The sequence below is a fragment of the Caulobacter sp. GW821-FHT09B08 genome, assembly GCF_059418225.1.
In genome coordinates, this window is sequence record NZ_JBWKPL010000010.1 from 114,335 (window position 1) to 131,282 (window position 16,948).

Genomic DNA, 16,948 nt, shown 5'->3' on the forward strand with positions numbered 1-16,948 from the left:
GTCGCAAAGGCGAAGGCGCGAGGCTAGAGGGCGCGCGCCGATAGATGTGGACGGGGCGTGACCGCCCCGGTCCGTCACGCTTCCTGGCGCAGGTCCCCTTCGCCGGTCCACGCCGGCGGCATGGGGGCCGCCTCGGCGGGCTGGGCGAGCGCGATCACGGGCGCCTTGTCGCCGCCTTGGACCGTCACCCCCAGCATGGCCGCGATCTCGGCGGCGGGCTTGGGACGGCTGATGAAGTAGCCCTGGATCTCGCCGCAGCCCTGGCGGCGCAGTTCGTCCAGTTGCTCGGCCGACTCCACGCCCTCGGCCGTGGTGGTGATACCCAGGCTCGCGCCCAGGTCCAGCACCGCCTTGATGATGGCCAGGGCGTCGGCGTCGTCGAGGATGTCGCGCACGAAGGTCTGGTCGATCTTGATCTTGTCGAACGGGAAGCTGCGCAGATAGCTCAACGACGAATAGCCCGTGCCGAAGTCGTCCATCGAGATGCGCACGCCCAGGGCCTTCAGGTCGTGCAGGATCGACATGTTGCCGGCGGTGTCCTGCAGCAGGACCGACTCGGTGATCTCCAGCTCCAGCCGCTCGGCGGCCAGGCCCGAGGCCGCCAGGGCCGAGACCACGGTGCTCACCAGGTGCTTGTCGCGGAACTGGGCGGGCGAGAGGTTGACCGCCAGGCGCACGTGGTCGGGCCAGCCGGCCGCCTCGCGGCAGGCCTCGCGCAGCACCCATTCGCCCAGCGGATTGATCAGGCCGATCTCCTCGGCCAGCGGGATGAAGTCGGCCGGCGAGACCATGCCGCGCTCGGGATGGCGCCAGCGCAGCAGGGCCTCGCACCCCATCACCCGGTCGGCGCCCAGGCTGAACAGCGGCTGGTAGTGCAGCTCGAACTGGCCCTCGGCCAAGGCCAGGCGCAGGTCCAGCTCCAGGGCGCGGCGGGCCTGCAGGGCCTCGTCCATGGCCCGCTCGAAGAAGTGGAAGGCGCCCTTGCCGTCGGCCTTGGCGCGGTAGAGGGCCATGTCGGCCTTCTTCAGCAGTTCGTCCGTGCCGGTGCCGTCGTTGGGCGACACGGCCACCCCGACGCTGCCGCCGATCATCACCTGGTGGCTCTGGATCTGGAAGGTCTCCGACAGGGCCTCGACGATACGGCCGGCCAGGCGCGTGGCGCCCGACAGGTCGGTCAGGCCGCACTGCACCACCGCGAACTCGTCGCCGCCCAGGCGGGCGATGGTGTCGCCCTCGCGCACGCAGGCCCGCAGCCGCTCGGCGGCGGTCTTCAGCAGCGCGTCGCCGACCGGGTGGCCCAGGGTGTCGTTGACGGTCTTGAAGCGGTCGAGATCGATGCAGTGCACCGCCACCAGCTCCTCGCGCCGCGAGGCCCGGCCCAGAGCCGCCGCCAGGTCCTTCTGGAACAGCAGGCGATTGGGCAGCTCGGTCAGCGGGTCGTAGTGGGCTAGGCGGGCGATCTGGGCCTCGGCGCGCTTGCGCTCGGCGATGTCTTCCGAGACGGCCAGGATGTATTCCGGCTGGCCGTCGGGACCGGGGATGGCGATCTTCTTGGTGCGCAGCAGGGCCGTCGTGCCGTCCTTGCGCGGCACCAGGTCCTCCTCGATCACCCGCACCTCGCCCGAGGCGGCCACCTCGGCGTCGCGCTGGCGGTAGATGGCGGCCTGCTCGGGCGGGTAGAAGTCGGCGTCGGTGCGGCCGATCATGTCGGCGCGGCTGTGGCCCAGGATCTTCTCGCCGGCGCGGTTCAGCAGAACGTACGAGTGGTCGTCGGCCCGCTTGACGAACACCATCGAAGGAATGGCCTCGACCACCGCGGTCATGAAGGTATGGGCGCGTTCCTGGTCGGCTTTCGCCGAGGCCAGGGCCTCGACGCCCCGCCGGTTGGTCTCGTTGGCGGCCTGCAGCAGGCCCAGCACCGTGCCCACGCCCAGATAGCGCCCGCCGTCGGTGACGATGAAGCCGCGCAGCAGGTCCGACGCGCGATACGACAGGCTGTCGCTGGTGAAGGCGGCCAGCTCGACGTCGGCCTCGACCACCAGGGGGTCCTTGTCCATCAGCACCGAGATGGGGCGCAGAGCGTAGAGGGCGCGGCCGTACTCGGCGGCCATCCGCAGGAAGAAGGCGTTGCGCTCGACGATGCCGATGGGGCGGTCGTCGGCGTCCAGCACCGGCACGATCAGCGTGTCGGGCTCCTCGCGGAACCGCTCGTACAGGGTCTTGCCCAGGTCGTCGGCCCGCGCCGGCTCCAGGGAAGACACGGTGTCTCGCAAGGTAAACATGGAAAGCCCCTCTTACTGGGGCTGGAAGGACCATTTCTCGACTAACGGCGTGCTAATTCAGGTCTTCAAGCCTCACCATTTCGCGAAAACTTCACGGCGCTGTCACAGTGTTTGCCGGGGCGTTTACTGTGACCTGCGGGCGCGCGAATTTTTCCCGCGCTTCCCCATACTCCCGTCATCCCGGGCCTTGTGCCCGGGACCCCTGGTTCAGCTTTTTCGTGAAGTGCATTGGCGCGCCAGTGCGCCACGCTTCCGCACCTGCGGCGGACGGAGGGGTCCCGGGCACGAGGCCCGGGATGACGGCTGAAAGGTTGGGCTCGAAAACCCTGCCCCCTAAGCCGGAAAGAACGGCGCCAGGTTTCGCCGAATGCGGTCCAGGATCGGCGCGTCGCCCGTGTACGGCTGGAAGGCCTGGCCGGTGATGGCCTCGTAGGCCTCCTGATAGACGTCGGACGTCGCCTGGATCACCGAGTCCGGGATCTCGGGGATGTCGTCCTTGTACGGATCGCAGCGGGCGGCGACCCAAGCGCGGACGAAGTCCTTGTCGAAGCTGTCGGGCCGCTCGCCGGCCGCGAAGCGCTCGCCATAGGTGTTGGCGCGCCAGAAGCGGCTGCTGTCGGGGGTGTGGATCTCGTCGGCCAGCACGATGGTCCCGTCGGCGTCGGTCCCGAACTCGTACTTGGTGTCGGCCAGGATCAGACCGCGCTCGGCCGCCATGGCCTGGCCGCGCGCGAACAGGGCCAGGGCGTAGGCCGACAGCGTCTCCCACTGCCGCGGCGTCAGCAGGCCCTGCTCCAGGATCTGGGCGGGCGACAGCGGGGCGTCGTGGTCGCCGTCGGCGGCCTTGCTGGTGGGGGTCAGGATCGGCTGGGGCAGCTTCTGGTTCGGCTCCAGCCCGTCGGGCAGGGTCACGCCGTACATCTCGCGCTGGCCGGCCTTGTAGAGGGTCAGGATCGAGGTCGAGGTCGTGCCCGCCAGATAGCCGCGCACCACCAGCTCGACGGGCAGCATGTCCAGACGCTTGCCGATCACCACGTTGGGGTCGGGATAGGCCAGCACGTGGTTGGGGCAGATGTCGGCGGTGGCCTCGAACCAGAACCGCGCGGTCTGGGTCAGCACCTGGCCCTTGCACGGCACGGCGCACAGGATGCGGTCGAAGGCGCTGAGCCGGTCGGTGGCGATGATCACCCGGCGGCCGTCGGGCAGGTCGTAATTGTCGCGCACCTTGCCGTGATAGGCGTTGGGCAGCTCGGGGATCGTGGCGTCGGCCAATACCATCTTGGGGAGAACTTGGGGCGTGGTCACGGTCGTCGGCTCCGGTGGCGAGTCGGAGGCGACGTATAGCCGGTGCGACGGCCCGGGACATCCAAAACGGTTGTCATCCCGGAAACGGCGCAGCCGTTATCCGGGACCGACTTGGAACTCGGCGCTTCGGGTCGGTCCCGGATCGGCGCGCTGCGCGCTTGTCCGGGATGACAGCCCCTATTGCACCATCCCCGCCAGGCGTCCGCGAATGATCTCCTCGGCCTCCGAGACGATCCGGTCGATCAGGTCCTTCACCGTCGGCACGTCATGGATCAGGCCCTGGACCATCCCCGCCGACCAGACGCCGTGGTCGACGTCGCCGCTGAGCAGCCCCTCCCTCCCGCGCGCGCCCTTCACGAGATCCGCCACGTCCTCGAACTTGGCCCCGCCGGCCCGCTCGATGGCCACGACCTGCTGGCTGATGGCGTTCCTGGCCACCCGGGCGGTGTTGTGCAGGGTGCGGAAGATCAGGTCGGTGGCCCGCTCGTCGTTGGCCACCATCTGCTGCTTGAAGTTCTCATGGATCGGGGCCTCGACCGTGGCGCAGAAGCGGGTGCCCATGTTGACGCCGTCGGCGCCCAGGGCCAGGGCCGCCACCAGGCCGCGCGCGTCGCCGAAGCCGCCCGAGGCGATCATCGGGATTTTCACCTTCGAGGCGGCCACCGGGATCAGGATCAGGCCGGGAATGTCGTCCTCGCCAGGGTGACCGGCGCATTCGAAGCCGTCGATGCTGATGGCGTCCACGCCCATGCGCTCGGCGGAGAGGGCATGTCGGACGGCCGTGCACTTGTGGATCACCTTCACGCCATGGGCCTTCAGGTCGTCAACATGCTCCTGCGGCTTGTAGCCGGCCGTCTCGACGATCTTGATCCCCGCCTCGATGATCGCGGCGCGGTACTCGGCATAGGGCGGCGGCTTGATGGCCGGCAGGATGGTCAGGTTCACCCCGAACGGCTTGTCGGTCAGCTCGCGGGTGCGGGCGATCTCCTGGCTGAGCGCCTCGGGCGTGGGCTGGGTCAGGGCGGTCAGGAAGCCCAGGGCGCCGGCGTTGGCCACGGCCGAAACGAGCGGCGCGGTGCCCACCCACTGCATGCCGCCCTGGGCGATCGGATGCTCGACGCCGAACATTTCCGTGAAACGGGTCTTGATGGCCATGGACGCCTCCCTCTGATTTTGGAGGAGTATGGCCGAGTGACGTTGGGGAGGGGCAAGCCCCTCCCCAACGAAAGGATCAGTGCACCGACACGCCCAGCCGGTTCCACAGGTTGATCATCGCGATCACCGTGGTCACGGCGCTGGCCTCGACGTCGGTGAAGTGCTCGCGCAGGCCGGCGCGCAGCGGGGCCAGGTCGACCTTGGCCGGCAGCTGGGTCAGGGCCTCGGTCCAGGCCAGGGCCGCCTTTTCCTTGGCGGTGAAGTCGCTGACGTGGCGCCACACCACCAGGCGGTCCAGCCGCTCGTTGGTCTCGCCGTCGTCGCGGGCCTCCTTGGAGTGCATCTTCACGCAGAAGGCGCAGTCGTTCAGTTGCGAGGCCCGCAGCTTGATCAGGTGCAGCAGGCCGTGGTCGATCCCCGACGCCACCACCGCGGTCTCGGCGGCGATGAAGGCCTTGTAGACCTCGGGGACGTTCAGGTCGTGGCGGAAGGGCGCGGTCTCGGCGGACATGGTCTTGATCCTCGTTGGGGCCCGGCGTTCGGGCTTTCGAGGGTAGGACGAGGCCGCCCGGCGCGATGTGACATCAGCGCGCGAATTTTCCGCGTTTGATTTGTCCAAGGCCCTTCCAGGCCAGGAAGGCCAACAGGCCCGCCCCGACGATCACCCCGCCGATCACGGCCATGGGCAGGGGCGCGACCTCGGACAGGACGCCGAAGCCGGCCTCAATGCCCGCGTCGGCCCAGGCGGAATCCTTGCGCTTGCCGCCGACCGTCTCGCCCAGGAACGGATCGCCCCCGCCGGCCAAGCCTATTGCAGGCCTTCGCGGCCGATGGCGTAGAAGCGCGCGGCGCGTTGCTTCTTCAGCTCGGCGGCCGACAGTTGCATCAGGGCCTTCAGCTCGTCCTCGACCGCGTCGCCCACGGCCTCGATGGCGGCGGCCGGATCGGAGTGGGCCCCGCCGGCCGGTTCCTCGACGATGCGGTCGACGATCTTCAGCGCGATCAGGTCCTGGGCGGTGATCTTCATGTTGGTGGCCGCGTCCTTGGCCCGGGCGCCGTCGCGCCACAGGATCGAGGCCGCGCCTTCCGGCGAGATCACCGAATAGATCGAGTGCTCCAGGATCAGCACCTTGTTGGCGCCGGCCAGGGCGATGGCCCCGCCGCTGCCGCCTTCGCCGACGATGGTGGCCACCATCGGGGTTTCCAGCACCAGGCCGCGTTCGGTGGAGCGGGCGATGGCCTCGGCCTGGCCGCGCTCCTCGGCGCCCAGGCCCGGATAGGCGCCGGCGGTGTCGACGAAGGTGACGACCGGCAGGTTGAAGCGCTCGGCCATGTCCATCAGGCGCACGGCCTTGCGGTAGCCCTCGGGGCGGGCCATGCCGAAGTTGTGCTTGAGGCGCGTGGTGGTGTCGTGGCCCTTCTCGTGGCCCATGACCACGACCGGGATGCCGCGGAATCGGCCGAGACCGCCCACGATGGCCTGGTCGTCGGCGAACTTGCGGTCGCCGCGCAGCTCGACGAACTCGTCGATCAGGCCGGCGATGTAGTCCTTCAGGTGCGGACGCTCGGGATGGCGGGCGACCATGGTCTTCTGCCAGGCGTCCAGGCCCGCATAGGCTTCCTTGCGCAGCTGCTGGGCGCGGTCGCGCAGGGCTTGGATCTCGGTTTCGAACGCGCCGGGACCAGCCGTCTCCGACAGGCGGGACAGCTCCTCGATCTTGCTTTCCAGATCGGCGATGGGTCGCTCGAAGTCGAGATAATGCGCGGCCATGGGTCTCTTAACGTCGCCGTTGCGGAAAGGTGGCGAACCTAGAGCGCGATAACGCAAAACGGAACCGGTTTCGGCGGGTTCCGCGCCCGAAATCGCCAAATCCCGGACTCGCGAGGGACTCGGGCGGGACTCAAGCCCGCCTCGGGGCGGACTCATTGCCATCGCACAAAGGTCTGGCCGGGCCCTGGGATGCGACTCGTCGTCGCAGCGACACCATGACTCGGCAGGAACCCCTGGGAGTCTCAGGGATTCCGGTTCGTGAGAGTCCTGTGGAGAGTCCTGTATTGAAACCTGGGATCTCTGGTTAATCGCCGGGTTCTCGCCTATATCCCCTCTTGTCGGCTCGGAAGCCAGTCGACGCCCGCGGCCCCGCCCATCGAATATGGACCCGGTCCCGCCTGTAGCGAACGGATGTTCCCATGCAGGTGTTCACCTTCTTCTGCGTCGGTTCGGACGGCTCCGTGCCGCGTTTCGACGTCACCCCCTGCCCCGACGATCACGCCGCGCGTCGCCACGCCGAAGAGCTGGTCGGCGTCCATCGCGGCTGCGACACCATCGAGGTGTGGCGTGGGGCGACCCGGCTGTTCGAGGTCTCCTCGCACCAGGTGGCGGCGGCTTAAAGCACGCACGAAGGTTCAAGCGCCGCCGTTCGCGCGCGCTATAGTCCGGGCTCGCCTTTCGGAGTCCGCCCCATGACCCTCGCCCCCGTCCGTCCTTCCGCCATCGCCGACGACAGCGGCCACGGCGGGGTGCAGATCCTCGTCACCGCCGGCCCCGTGCGCTTCACCGGCGACCTGACGCCGGCCGACGGCGGGCTGGATGTCGGCCCCAATCCCCACGACCTGGTCGCCGCGGGCCTGGCGGCCTGTACCACCCAGACGCTGCGCCTCTACGCCAAGCGCAAGGGCCTGGCCCTGGGCGCGGTGCACGTGGAAGTGACCTGGCGGCGCGAGCCGGGCTGGCTCCCGGCCGACGTCTTCGAGCGCGTGATCACCTTGCAGGGGGACCTGGACGAGGCCCAGCGCACGCGGCTGATGGAGATCGCCGAGATGTGCCCCGTGCATAAGATGCTGACGGCGGGGTCGCAGGTGGTGACGAAGGCGGGGTAGGCGAGGCACGAGCGCCTTGCCCCCACCTGGCGACTTCGTCGCCTGTCCGCCCCCATAGGGGGCGGAGCTGCGCCGCGTCAGATCAAACTCCGCCCCCTATGGGGGCGGACAGACCGCGAAGCGGTCAGGTGGGGGCAAGTGATGATCCACTACGCCCTCAGAACCCATAAAGCCCCGCGTACTCCGCATCCTTCGCCGCGATCTGCCGCGCGCAATCGACCATGACCTTGGCCTGCTTCCAGGTGGCGTCGTCCTGCATTTTACCATCCAGCATGGCCACGCCCGTGCCGTCGGGCATCGCCTCCAAAATCCGCTTGGCGAAGGCCACCTCATCGGGCGCGGGCGAGAACACCCGCTTGGCGATCTCGATCTGGCTGGGGTGCAGGCTCCAGGCCCCGGCGCAGCCCATCAGGAAGGCGTTGCGGAACTGCTGTTCGCAAGCCACCGGATCGTCGATGGCCCCGAACGGGCCGTAGAACGGCTTGATGCCGTGGGCGGCGCAGGCGTCGACCATCTTGGCGAAGGTGTAGTGCCACAGGTCCTGCTGCACCGAGACGCGGGGGCCGCCATCGGCGTGCGGGTCCTCGATGACGCGGTAGCCGGGATGGCCGCCGCCGACGCGGGTGGTCTTCATGGCGCGGCTGGCGGCGAGGTCCGCCGGACCGAGCGAAATCCCCTGCATGCGCGAGCTGGCGCCGGCGATCTGCTCGACGTTCATCACCCCCTCGGCGGTCTCCAGGATCGCGTGCAGCAGGATCGGCCGGGTGACGCCGTGCTTGGCCTCCAGCGAGGCCAAAAGCTGATCCATGTAGAAGATGTCCCACGGCCCCTCGACCTTGGGGACCATGATCACGTCGATCTGGTTTCCGGCCTTCTCGACCAGGGTCGCCACCTCGTCCAGGTGCCAGGGCGAGTTGAGGCAGTTGATCCGCACCCACAGCCCCACGCCCAGGGCCGCGAAGTCGGTCTCGCGGGCCAGGGCGATGGTCCCGGCCAGGGCCGCGCCCTTGGCGTCGGCGGGGATGGCGTCCTCCAGATTGGCCAGGATGACGTCGACGGTCGGAGCGATCTCGGGGACCTTGGCGCGCACCTTGTCCAGGTGCGGCGGCACGAAATGGATCATCCGCTCGACCCGCGCCGGCGGCTCGCGCCAGGGCGTGGGCGCGCCGATGGCCAGCGGTTTGAAAAAGCCTCGAGGGGTCTTCATGGCGGCGGCTCCCGGCGTCGTCGTTTCTTATTTCGCAGTTGCGAGAAGAGTGCGGCGCGGGGGTGACGGGGTCAAGGCTGACGCATGGGTCAGGGACCGGTCGGCTGCACCGCCGATCTCGGCCACGAACGGCAATCCCGAGCGCCAGGCGCGAACCTGGGCTTTCTCGCCCCCAACAACCTCAGGCTCGCTTTGTCAGCCGCCGGCCGGACCAATCTAGGCGGCGACGCTAACGTCGTCCTGCGAGAGCCACGCCTGCAAGGCGGTCAGGGCGCCGACGTCACGACGATCGCAACGCACCCCAGCCGCGATATTGTCGATCAGCGTGCCGACGATGACCGCCGCTTCCCCCCGGTCGCAGGGACGATGATCCAGGATGATCTCCTCGGCCTTCCCGGCCAAAACCCCGTCGTCGTCTTCGGATCGCGTCTCGGCGTACCGACGCAGATAGTCAAAGGCTTGCTGAAAAGTCATCGCGCTCATGTCTGTACCCCGACTGACAAATCGATCGTCCTGCCTCCTCCGAGGGCAAGGACGTCACACCGATCAGGATGTCAGCGTCTACGCAACGCGCCCCTAGGTAACCCTACGGATGCGCCTTAGCGTCACAGGCGCAAGGCGCGCGACAGCGAGGCCTCGATCACGGCCTGGAAGCGGGTCCGCACGCCGAGACGCTGGCAGGCGGTCAGCAGATGCTGATCGACCGTTCGTGCTGAGATACCGAAGATCTGACCGATGTCGAACGAGCTTTTGCCATCGCGAACCCATTCCAGGCATTCGATCTGGCGCGCCGACAGGCGGACGGGCTCCCGCTCGGACTGCGCCAGGCGCGCCCCGATCAGCCCGTAGTGGGTGGCCAGAAAATGCACCACCATCCGATCGACCGGATCGTCCAGCGCGACGTGCCTGCCCGCCGTCGAGATGGCCACGGGAAGGCTATCCCCGCGCCGCACCGCGACAATATGACCGTTATGCAGGCCGAACTCCTTGAGCTCTTCCAGGACAAGAAGCTGTCGCTTGGCGAGTGGTCGGGCCTTCAGCTCGGTCCAGATGGTAGGTTCCGACGAGGCGGCTTGCACTACCGGGCAGTATGCGCCGTGACCCTGCTCAATGTAATGCAGCATAGGAGGCGCGGCGACGTCGCCAAACAAGGGTTGAACGGTTCGCTCATTGCCTCGGCGCGAGATTTCGACCGCCGTCACCACGTCGAAACCGTAGGAGCGAAGCGCCCAACCAGCGGTCTCTTCCACCAAGTGTGCTCGCGGCTTGAGCGTCCGCGATCACATCGAAAGCCATTCGGGTCGCGTTGGCTGATGATCCTCTACCCATCGAAGCATACAGCGACTCTCAACCTACCCCTGGCAAATCACTGATTGTGACAATGAGGCGCCGCCGTCTTCGTCGGCTGCAGTCTCCGCCCCGGCTGAAAATCGCCCGCTGACCTGAAACGTCCGACACCCCAAGCTACCCCTTCGCCGGCGGTCCCTGCACCGGCAGCGGCGGCTCCTCGGGGTCCTCGCGCTTGAGATCCTCGGCCGCGTCGTTCTTGGACGCTACGGCGGTCTTGGCCCGCGCCTTGCGCCCCGCGCGGGGCTCAAGCCGCAGAGCGGCGCGGGCGTCGTCGCCTTCCTCGCCGAACAGGCCGCGCAGCCGCACGTCGTGCTGGGGATAGGGCACCTCGATCCCCGCCCCGCGCAGGGCGTCGTCGATGGCCCAGGTATAGGCGGCCAGGATCGCCGCCGGACGACGCACCGAGTCGATGGTCGGCCAAACGATCAGTTCGAACTTCAGCGACGACTCCCCGAACCCCACCAGCCAGACCTGGGCCTTGCGCACGGCGTCGTCCGGCGCGGTGAACGACACCGAATGGGCCGCCTTCAGCACCGCCTCGCGCACCACCTCCTTGTCGACCCCGAAGGCGGTCACGAACGGCACGCGAATGCGGCGGGTGGTGTGGTGCAGGGTCCAGTTGATCACCTGCTCGTTGACCAGCACCGAGTTGGGCACGATCACGTCGGTGCTGTCGTTGGTGCGGATGCGGGTCGAGCGCGGGCCGATCTCGTGCACCACCCCGCGCGCGCCGTTCTGCAGCTCGACGAAGTCGCCCACCGCCACCAGCCGCTCGAACATCAGCGACACGCCGGACGCGAAGTCCTTGACCAGCCCCTGCAGGCCCAGCCCCACGCCCACGCCCAGGGCGCCGGCGAACACCGCCAGGGAGGTGAGGTTCACCCCCATCACCGACAGGGCCACCAGCAGGCCGACGGTGCGCAGGCCGTAGGTGCTGAGCTTTTCGACGATGTACAGCGACGGGGCGCTGACCACCGAGCGCTCGCGAAGCTTGCGCAGGCCCGAGGCCACCAGACGCGACAGATAGACCGACGCCACCACGATGACGATGGCCGCCGCCAGGCCGCCCAACGTGATCGTGGTCTTGCCCAGCCTGATCAGCTCGATGGCGTCCGGACGATGCAGGGGATCGGCGACCATGGGCCGAGTGTGGGCCGGGCGGGGTAAAGGGGGCAATACCCCTTTACCCCATAAAGACTCAGCAGGCCCCACCCGTCCGCTTCGCGTCCACCCTCCCCACGAGGGGGAGGGAAGACTGGATCAGGGCGCCTCGCGCCCCACCATCGCCATGCCGGCTTCCGAATAGCGCGCGCCCTCGATGGCGACCTCCGGCACGGCGGCCTCGATCCTGGCCAGGTCGTCGGCCGACAGGACCACCTCGGCGGCGCCGATGTTCTCCTCCAGGCGGCTGATCTTGGTGGTGCCAGGGATCGGGGCGATGTCCTCGCCCTGGGCCAGGATCCAGGCCAGGGCCAGCTGGGCCGGGGTGACGCCCTTGTCGGCGGCCACCTGGGTCAGGGCCTCGACCAGCGACAGGTTCTTGGTCAGGGCCTCGCCCTGGAAGCGCGGCAGGCCGCGACGGAAGTCGTTCTCGGCCAGGGCGGCGTCGCTCTTCAGGGCCCCGGTCAGGAAGCCCCGGCCCAGGGGGCTATAGGGCACCAGGCCGATGCCCAGCTCGCGCAGCAGCGGCAGGATCTTGGCCTCCACGTCGCGGGTCCACAGCGAATACTCGTTCTGCAGGGCCGCCACCGGCTGGACGGCGTGGGCCCGGCGGATGGTCTCGGGACCGGCTTCCGACAGGCCGAAATGCTTGACCTTGCCCTCGGCGATCAGGTCCTTGACCGCCCCCGCCACGTCCTCGATCGGCACGGTGGGGTCGACGCGGTGCTGGTAGAAGAGGTCGATCACCTCCACGCCCAGGCGCTTGAGCGAAGCCTCGGCCACCGCCTTGATGTGGTCGGGCCGGCTGTTGACCCCGACCATCCGCGCCGCGCCGCCCGCCTGTTCCGGCGGGGCGATGTCGAAGCCGAACTTGGTGGCGATCACCAGCTTGTCGCGATAGGCCTTCAGCCCCTCGCCGACCAGTTCCTCGTTCGCATAGGGGCCGTAGACCTCGGCGGTGTCGAAGAAGGTCACGCCCAGCTCGACCGCGCGGGCCAGCACCTTGAAGACGTCGGCCTTGTCGGGCGCCTGGCCGTAGGCCCAGCTCATCCCCATGCAGCCCAGGCCGATGGCCGAGACCTCCAGGCCGTCACCGAGTTTGCGCGTCTTCATGGATCGCTCCTTCTTGTCTGATCGCGCCCAGAAGATGGGCGTCGTCCGGTCCGCCGGAACCTCCCGAGACCCCGAAATCGACGGCGACGCAGTAACAGGCAAGAACTCGGCGCGATCAAGCAAACCCGCGTGGAGGCGTCAGTCGAAGGGCGTCTCCAGGAAGGCCGGCGTGGCCTCCGCCGCCTGCGCCAGGGCCGCCAGGTTCGGATGCTCCGCCGGATCGACCGAGCCCGGCAGGGTGCGCACCGCGAAGGTCCAGACCACCGCGCAGGTCAGCCAGGCTTGCGAGCCCTCGAACCCGGCGGGCGGATCGGCGACCTCGGCCTCCAGCAGCCGCCAGGCGTGGGCCAGCTGGCCGCGCACCCGCTCGATCCACGGACCGTGATGCTTGTCCTCGGGTCGCAGGTTGAATTCGTAGACCAGGGAGACGGTCTTCTCGCTGGCCGCCAGGGCCAGGCCCAGGATGCGCTGGGCGCGGGCGTGATCGGCCAGGTCGGTCAGGCCCAGACCCCGTCCGGCCAGGCGCTCCAAGTGCTCGATGATCAGGGTGGAGTCCATCAGCACCACGCCCTCGTCGGTGACCAGGGTCGGCGCCTTGACCACCGGATTGACCGCCGCGAAGGCGTCGTAGTGGCGAAACACCGACACCGGCTCGTGCGCGAACGCCAGCCCCAGCAGCCGCGCCGAAACGGCCACGCGCCGCACATAGGGCGAATCCAGCATCCCGATCAGTCGCATCTTGGTCCCCGCTTTGGTCGGCGCATGATGAGGGAGCCGGTCCCGTCGCGGAAGAGCCCCGGCGCCCTTTCGGACGCCGGGGCCGGCCGATCTAGTCCTTCTCGGTCGTGGCCTGCCAGGCGAAGTACATCGCCGAGCTAGGCGCGGCGTTCACGCGGATGACGAACTGGGTGGCCGTGATCGAGGCGCTGTCGATCCAGAACGAGGACGCGGTGGTCCAGCCCGACACCGGCGTGACCGACAGCCGCTCGATGGGCGGCGCCGAGGCCAGGCCGTGATTGACCGTCACCGAGGTGGCGCCGGACGGCACGTTGGTCGAGCCGGCGGCCCGGGTGGCGTAGCCGAGGTTGCGGGTGACATAGCCGGTGGGCGCCAGCGCATTGTCGCTGAGGCCGGTGGTGGTGTTGCCCGTCAGGTCGTTGTCACGGATCTCGTAGTCGCCGCAGCCCGCGCCGACATAGACGCCGTACAGGTTGCCCGTGAAGTAGTCGTGCGGGCCCATCCGGTTGCCCCGGATCTTGAACCGCTGGGTGTTCGGCGCGACCGACACCCCCGACCCGCCGTTCTGGGCGAAGCTGCCGTAGTCGATCCAGGTGTCGGTCGCCGTGGCGCCGACCAGGATGCCGTCGTGGGTGTTGAGCTCGGCCTGGTGGCGAAGGGTGTGGAAGCCTTCGATGGCCCCCGCCCCGGCCAGCAGCACGCCGTACTGCAGGTGCGACGAGGTCCAGACGTTGGTCAGCCAGGTCCGCGACACGTGGCCGGTAGCGGCCGGATCGACATAGATCCCGTATTCGGCCGTGTCGAAGAAGGTGTGGTGGATGTAGGTGTTGGCCACCGTCTGTTCGTTGGCGGGGACCAAGGCCAGGTCCTTGCCGGCGCGGATGATGTCGCAGTTGGCGATGATCACCGCGTCGCTCTGGGTGATCTTGATCCCGTAGGACGGCATGTCGCCCACCTGGGTCGGCGACGGCGCCAGGTCGGTGTCCATCACCACGTCGTCGATGACGACCGCGACGGTGAAGCCCTGGGCGTTGCCGCCGATCACGACGCCGGCCGAGCCCGCCGAGACGCTGCTCTTGGTGGCGTTGCGGATGCTGCCGTGGACGATGCGGCCGATCGAGGAATTGATCGCCTCGACGCCCACATAGGGCGCGCGGAAATCGAAGTCGCTGATCGAGAAGAACGGCGCGTTCTCCAGCCGCACATAGGCGCCGGAAGTGCGCGGCGCGGCGCTGCCGATCACCAGGCCCTGGGCGTTGAAGCCCTGGGCCGTGACGTTCAGCACCGGGCCGGTGGCGTCACGGGCCATCAGGCGGGCCGAGACGCCGGCCACGCCGCCCTGGAACTCCAGCTTGACCGGGGTGGTGACGTTCAGCTGGCCCACCTTGTAGATGCCGGCGGCCAGGATAGTCCCGCCGTGGGCCGGCAGGGCGTTGAGGGTGTTCTGCCAGGCGGTCGTGTCGTCGGCGACGCCGTCGCCGACCGCGCCGTAGGTTTCGGGGGTAAAATAGGTGGTCATGAAAATGGCTCCAAAAATGAAAATCCCGGGCCTAATGGGCTTCGGGATCTCCACTGTGGAGCCGGGCTACGACAGGCCCGGTCGCTGACTCATGCCGCCAGTTTGGCTGCTGGTTTAGGCCGCCGTCCGCGCCGCGAACCAGGGCCTGATCCGGCGCAGGGCCTCTTCCACCTCGGCGGTCGAGACCGCGAAGCTGAAGCGGATGAAGCGCCGGCCATCCACCGGGTCGAAGTCGACGCCCGGGGCGGTGGCCACGCCCGTGTCGCGCAGCAGGGCCTCGCAGAAGGCCAGGCTGTCCTGCGTGAGATGGCCGATGTCGGCGTAGATGTAGAAGGCCCCGTCCGGCGGGGCGATCGAGGCCAGGCCCAGGGCCGGCAGGGCGTCCAGCAGCAGGGCGCGGTTGGCGCGGTAGACGTCCAGGTGGCCTTCCAACTCGTCCAGGCAGTCCATGGCGACCAGGCCCGCGTGCTGGCTCAGCGACGGCGGGGTCAGGAACAGGTTGCCCATGAAGGCCCGGGCGCGCGGAATCTGGTCCTGCGGCACGACCGCCCAGCCCAGCCGCCATGCGGCCATGCTGAAGTACTTGGAGAAGCTGTTGACGATCAGGGCGTCGGGTTCGAACGCCAGCATCGAGCGGGCCGGCTCGCCGTAGCTGAGGCCGTGATAGATCTCGTCGGAGACGATGCGGATTCCGCGCTCACGGCAGACCCGCGCGATGGCTTCCAGCTCGGCGGCGGGGATGATGGTGCCGGTGGGATTGGCGGGGCTGGCGATGATCACCCCCGCGGGGGCGGGCTCCAGGGCGGCCAGGTGGGCGGCGGTCAGCTGGAAGCGGCTCTGCGCCCCGCAGGCGATCTCGACCGGGACCAGGTTCAGGGCCTTCAGCGTATTGCGATAGGCCACGTAGCCGGGCCGGGCCAGGGCCACGCGCTCGCCCGGCTGGAAGTTCGACGCCAGGGCCAGCACCAGGGCCGGCGAGGCGCCGCAGGTCAGGATGATCCGCTCGGGATCGACCTCCACCCCGTCGAGCTCGGCGTAGCGCCTGGCGATGGCGGCCTTCAGGCCCGGGCTTTCCCAATAGCCCATGCCGTCGGTGTCCAGCACGTGGTGGGCCGTGGCGATGGCCGCCCGAGGCGCGCCGGTCGAGGGCTGGCCGAACTCCATGTGGATGATCGACTGGCCCCGCGCCTTCATCTGGTGAGCCAGACGGCTGATGGCGATGGCGTGGAAGGGTTCGATCTCGGAGGCGGACATGCAGCGTAACTAGAGCGACCGGGCCGGTGCGGCAACGGGGGCGGCTTACAAGAAATCCCCAGGGCCAAAATCCTCGGGGCAAGAATCCCCAGGCCATGTCGGATCAGGCGTGCCTTGATCGTCCTAGGTGCTGAAAAGCCGCCAACCGGCCCCTGGAGAACGTCCCATGCCCAAGATCACCCCATTCCTGTGGTTCGACACCCAGGCGCAGGAAGCCGCCGAGTTCTACGTCTCGCTGTTCCCAAATTCGAGGATCACCTCGACCTCGCCCGGGCCGGGCGGCACGGTGATGACCGTGGGCTTCGAGCTGGAAGGCCAGCCCTATACGGCCCTGAACGGCGGGCCGCACTTCCAGTTCACCGAGGCGGTGTCGTTCGTCGTCCACTGCGCCGACGGCGCGGAGGTGGACCGCTATTGGGACGCCCTGATCGCCGACGGCGGCCAGGCCAGCCAGTGCGGCTGGCTGAAGGACAAGTACGGCCTGTCCTGGCAGATCGTGCCGCAGGAATTCCTGGAGCTGTCGGGGAGCCCGGACAAGGAAGCGGTGGGCCGGATGTTCGCGGCCATGATGCAGATGGTGAAGCTGGACATCGACAAGCTGCGGGCGGCGTTCGAGGGAACCGCATAATTCCGCTCATCCCGGCGAATGCCGGGACCCAGATGGAATGGCTTTGAGGCTGACGCCAAGAACGCTGAGCTCTTCCAATCATCCACACCGCTTTGGGATCTGGGTCCCGGCATTCGCCGGGATGAGCGGAACCTCAAGCCTTCTTCACGAACTCCGTCCGCAGCACCAGGCCGCGCACCTTTTCGACATTGGCCTCGATCTCGTCGGGATCGCCGGTCAGGCGGATCTTCTTGACCAGGGTCCCGCGCTTGAGCGTCACCCCGCCCGAGCCCTTGACCTTGAGGTCCTTGATCAGGGTGACGTTGTCGCCGTCGGCCAGGATCGTGCCGTTGCTGTCTCGGGTTTCGTCGGACATC

18 protein-coding genes are annotated in these 16,948 nt (G+C 68.5%); 3 read left to right on the forward strand and 15 right to left on the reverse strand.

The genetic code is table 11. From position 1 onward, the window contains the following. Window positions 1-74: 74 nt before the first annotated feature. From AC07OA_RS23085 to AC07OA_RS23110, 6 genes are all read right to left on the reverse strand, one after another. The gene (locus AC07OA_RS23085) at window positions 75-2,282 is read right to left on the reverse strand and encodes a putative bifunctional diguanylate cyclase/phosphodiesterase (RefSeq protein ID WP_494666169.1); all 2,208 of its coding nucleotides are present in this window, start codon (window positions 2,280-2,282) and stop codon (window positions 75-77) included. Between the two features lie 333 nt (window positions 2,283-2,615). Continuing rightward, complete coding sequence (locus tag AC07OA_RS23090) at window positions 2,616-3,560, reverse strand: phosphoribosylaminoimidazolesuccinocarboxamide synthase (protein ID WP_494666217.1); 945 nt, start codon at window positions 3,558-3,560, stop codon at window positions 2,616-2,618. A 204-nt stretch (window positions 3,561-3,764) separates the two neighbouring features. After that, complete coding sequence (locus tag AC07OA_RS23095) at window positions 3,765-4,742, reverse strand: NAD(P)H-dependent flavin oxidoreductase (protein WP_494666170.1); 978 nt, start codon at window positions 4,740-4,742, stop codon at window positions 3,765-3,767. Between the two features lie 76 nt (window positions 4,743-4,818). Then, window positions 4,819-5,253: a carboxymuconolactone decarboxylase family protein gene (locus AC07OA_RS23100; protein WP_494666171.1), complete on the reverse strand. Its 435-nt coding sequence runs from the start codon at window positions 5,251-5,253 to the stop codon at window positions 4,819-4,821. Between the two features lie 73 nt (window positions 5,254-5,326). Next, on the reverse strand, window positions 5,327-5,548 hold the full coding sequence (locus AC07OA_RS23105) for a hypothetical protein (RefSeq protein WP_494666172.1): 222 nt from the start codon (window positions 5,546-5,548) through the stop codon (window positions 5,327-5,329). Between the two features lie 2 nt (window positions 5,549-5,550). Beyond that, entirely contained in the window at window positions 5,551-6,513 is a 963-nt protein-coding gene (locus AC07OA_RS23110; RefSeq protein ID WP_494666173.1) for an acetyl-CoA carboxylase carboxyltransferase subunit alpha, read from the reverse strand. Between the two features lie 419 nt (window positions 6,514-6,932). Here AC07OA_RS23110 and AC07OA_RS23115 point away from each other — a divergent pair, with 419 nt between their 5' ends. Continuing rightward, a complete protein-coding gene (locus tag AC07OA_RS23115) occupies window positions 6,933-7,133 on the forward strand; it encodes a hypothetical protein (RefSeq protein WP_494666174.1) in 201 nt (66 codons plus the stop codon). A 72-nt stretch (window positions 7,134-7,205) separates the two neighbouring features. Beyond that, complete coding sequence (locus tag AC07OA_RS23120) at window positions 7,206-7,622, forward strand: OsmC family protein (protein WP_494666175.1); 417 nt, start codon at window positions 7,206-7,208, stop codon at window positions 7,620-7,622. Between the two features lie 157 nt (window positions 7,623-7,779). Here AC07OA_RS23120 and AC07OA_RS23125 read toward each other — a convergent pair whose 3' ends face one another. The 8 genes from AC07OA_RS23125 to AC07OA_RS23160 form a co-directional block, all read right to left on the reverse strand. Then, window positions 7,780-8,829 (reverse strand): HpcH/HpaI aldolase/citrate lyase family protein, encoded by a 1,050-nt coding sequence (locus AC07OA_RS23125; RefSeq protein ID WP_494666176.1) that lies wholly within the window; start codon window positions 8,827-8,829, stop codon window positions 7,780-7,782. Window positions 8,830-9,045: 216 nt separating this feature from the next. Beyond that, window positions 9,046-9,312 (reverse strand): hypothetical protein, encoded by a 267-nt coding sequence (locus AC07OA_RS23130; protein ID WP_494666177.1) that lies wholly within the window; start codon window positions 9,310-9,312, stop codon window positions 9,046-9,048. A gap of 122 nt (window positions 9,313-9,434) precedes the next feature. Then, a complete protein-coding gene (locus AC07OA_RS23135) occupies window positions 9,435-10,079 on the reverse strand; it encodes a helix-turn-helix transcriptional regulator (RefSeq protein ID WP_494666218.1) in 645 nt (214 codons plus the stop codon). Window positions 10,080-10,293: 214 nt separating this feature from the next. Beyond that, the gene (locus AC07OA_RS23140) at window positions 10,294-11,319 is read right to left on the reverse strand and encodes a mechanosensitive ion channel family protein (RefSeq protein ID WP_494666178.1); all 1,026 of its coding nucleotides are present in this window, start codon (window positions 11,317-11,319) and stop codon (window positions 10,294-10,296) included. Window positions 11,320-11,439: 120 nt separating this feature from the next. Next, on the reverse strand, window positions 11,440-12,453 hold the full coding sequence (locus AC07OA_RS23145; protein WP_494666179.1) for an aldo/keto reductase: 1,014 nt from the start codon (window positions 12,451-12,453) through the stop codon (window positions 11,440-11,442). Window positions 12,454-12,591: 138 nt separating this feature from the next. Next, window positions 12,592-13,191 carry a glutathione S-transferase family protein gene (locus AC07OA_RS23150; RefSeq protein ID WP_494666180.1) on the reverse strand — a complete coding sequence of 200 codons (600 nt, stop codon included), beginning with the start codon at window positions 13,189-13,191 and terminating at the stop codon, window positions 12,592-12,594. A gap of 91 nt (window positions 13,192-13,282) precedes the next feature. Continuing rightward, window positions 13,283-14,710: a right-handed parallel beta-helix repeat-containing protein gene (locus tag AC07OA_RS23155; RefSeq protein WP_494666181.1), complete on the reverse strand. Its 1,428-nt coding sequence runs from the start codon at window positions 14,708-14,710 to the stop codon at window positions 13,283-13,285. Window positions 14,711-14,824: 114 nt separating this feature from the next. Next, a complete protein-coding gene (locus AC07OA_RS23160; RefSeq protein WP_494666182.1) occupies window positions 14,825-15,964 on the reverse strand; it encodes an aminotransferase class I/II-fold pyridoxal phosphate-dependent enzyme in 1,140 nt (379 codons plus the stop codon). A 166-nt stretch (window positions 15,965-16,130) separates the two neighbouring features. Between AC07OA_RS23160 and AC07OA_RS23165 the strand changes: the two genes are divergently transcribed. Next, window positions 16,131-16,592 (forward strand): VOC family protein, encoded by a 462-nt coding sequence (locus tag AC07OA_RS23165; RefSeq protein ID WP_494666183.1) that lies wholly within the window; start codon window positions 16,131-16,133, stop codon window positions 16,590-16,592. 133 nt (window positions 16,593-16,725) lie between these two features. On the opposite strand, the gene AC07OA_RS23170 is transcribed toward AC07OA_RS23165, so the two are convergent. Next, window positions 16,726-16,947, reverse strand: coding sequence for an alkylphosphonate utilization protein (locus AC07OA_RS23170; protein WP_494666184.1), 222 nt, complete (start codon window positions 16,945-16,947; stop codon window positions 16,726-16,728). Window position 16,948: the final 1 nt, after the last annotated feature.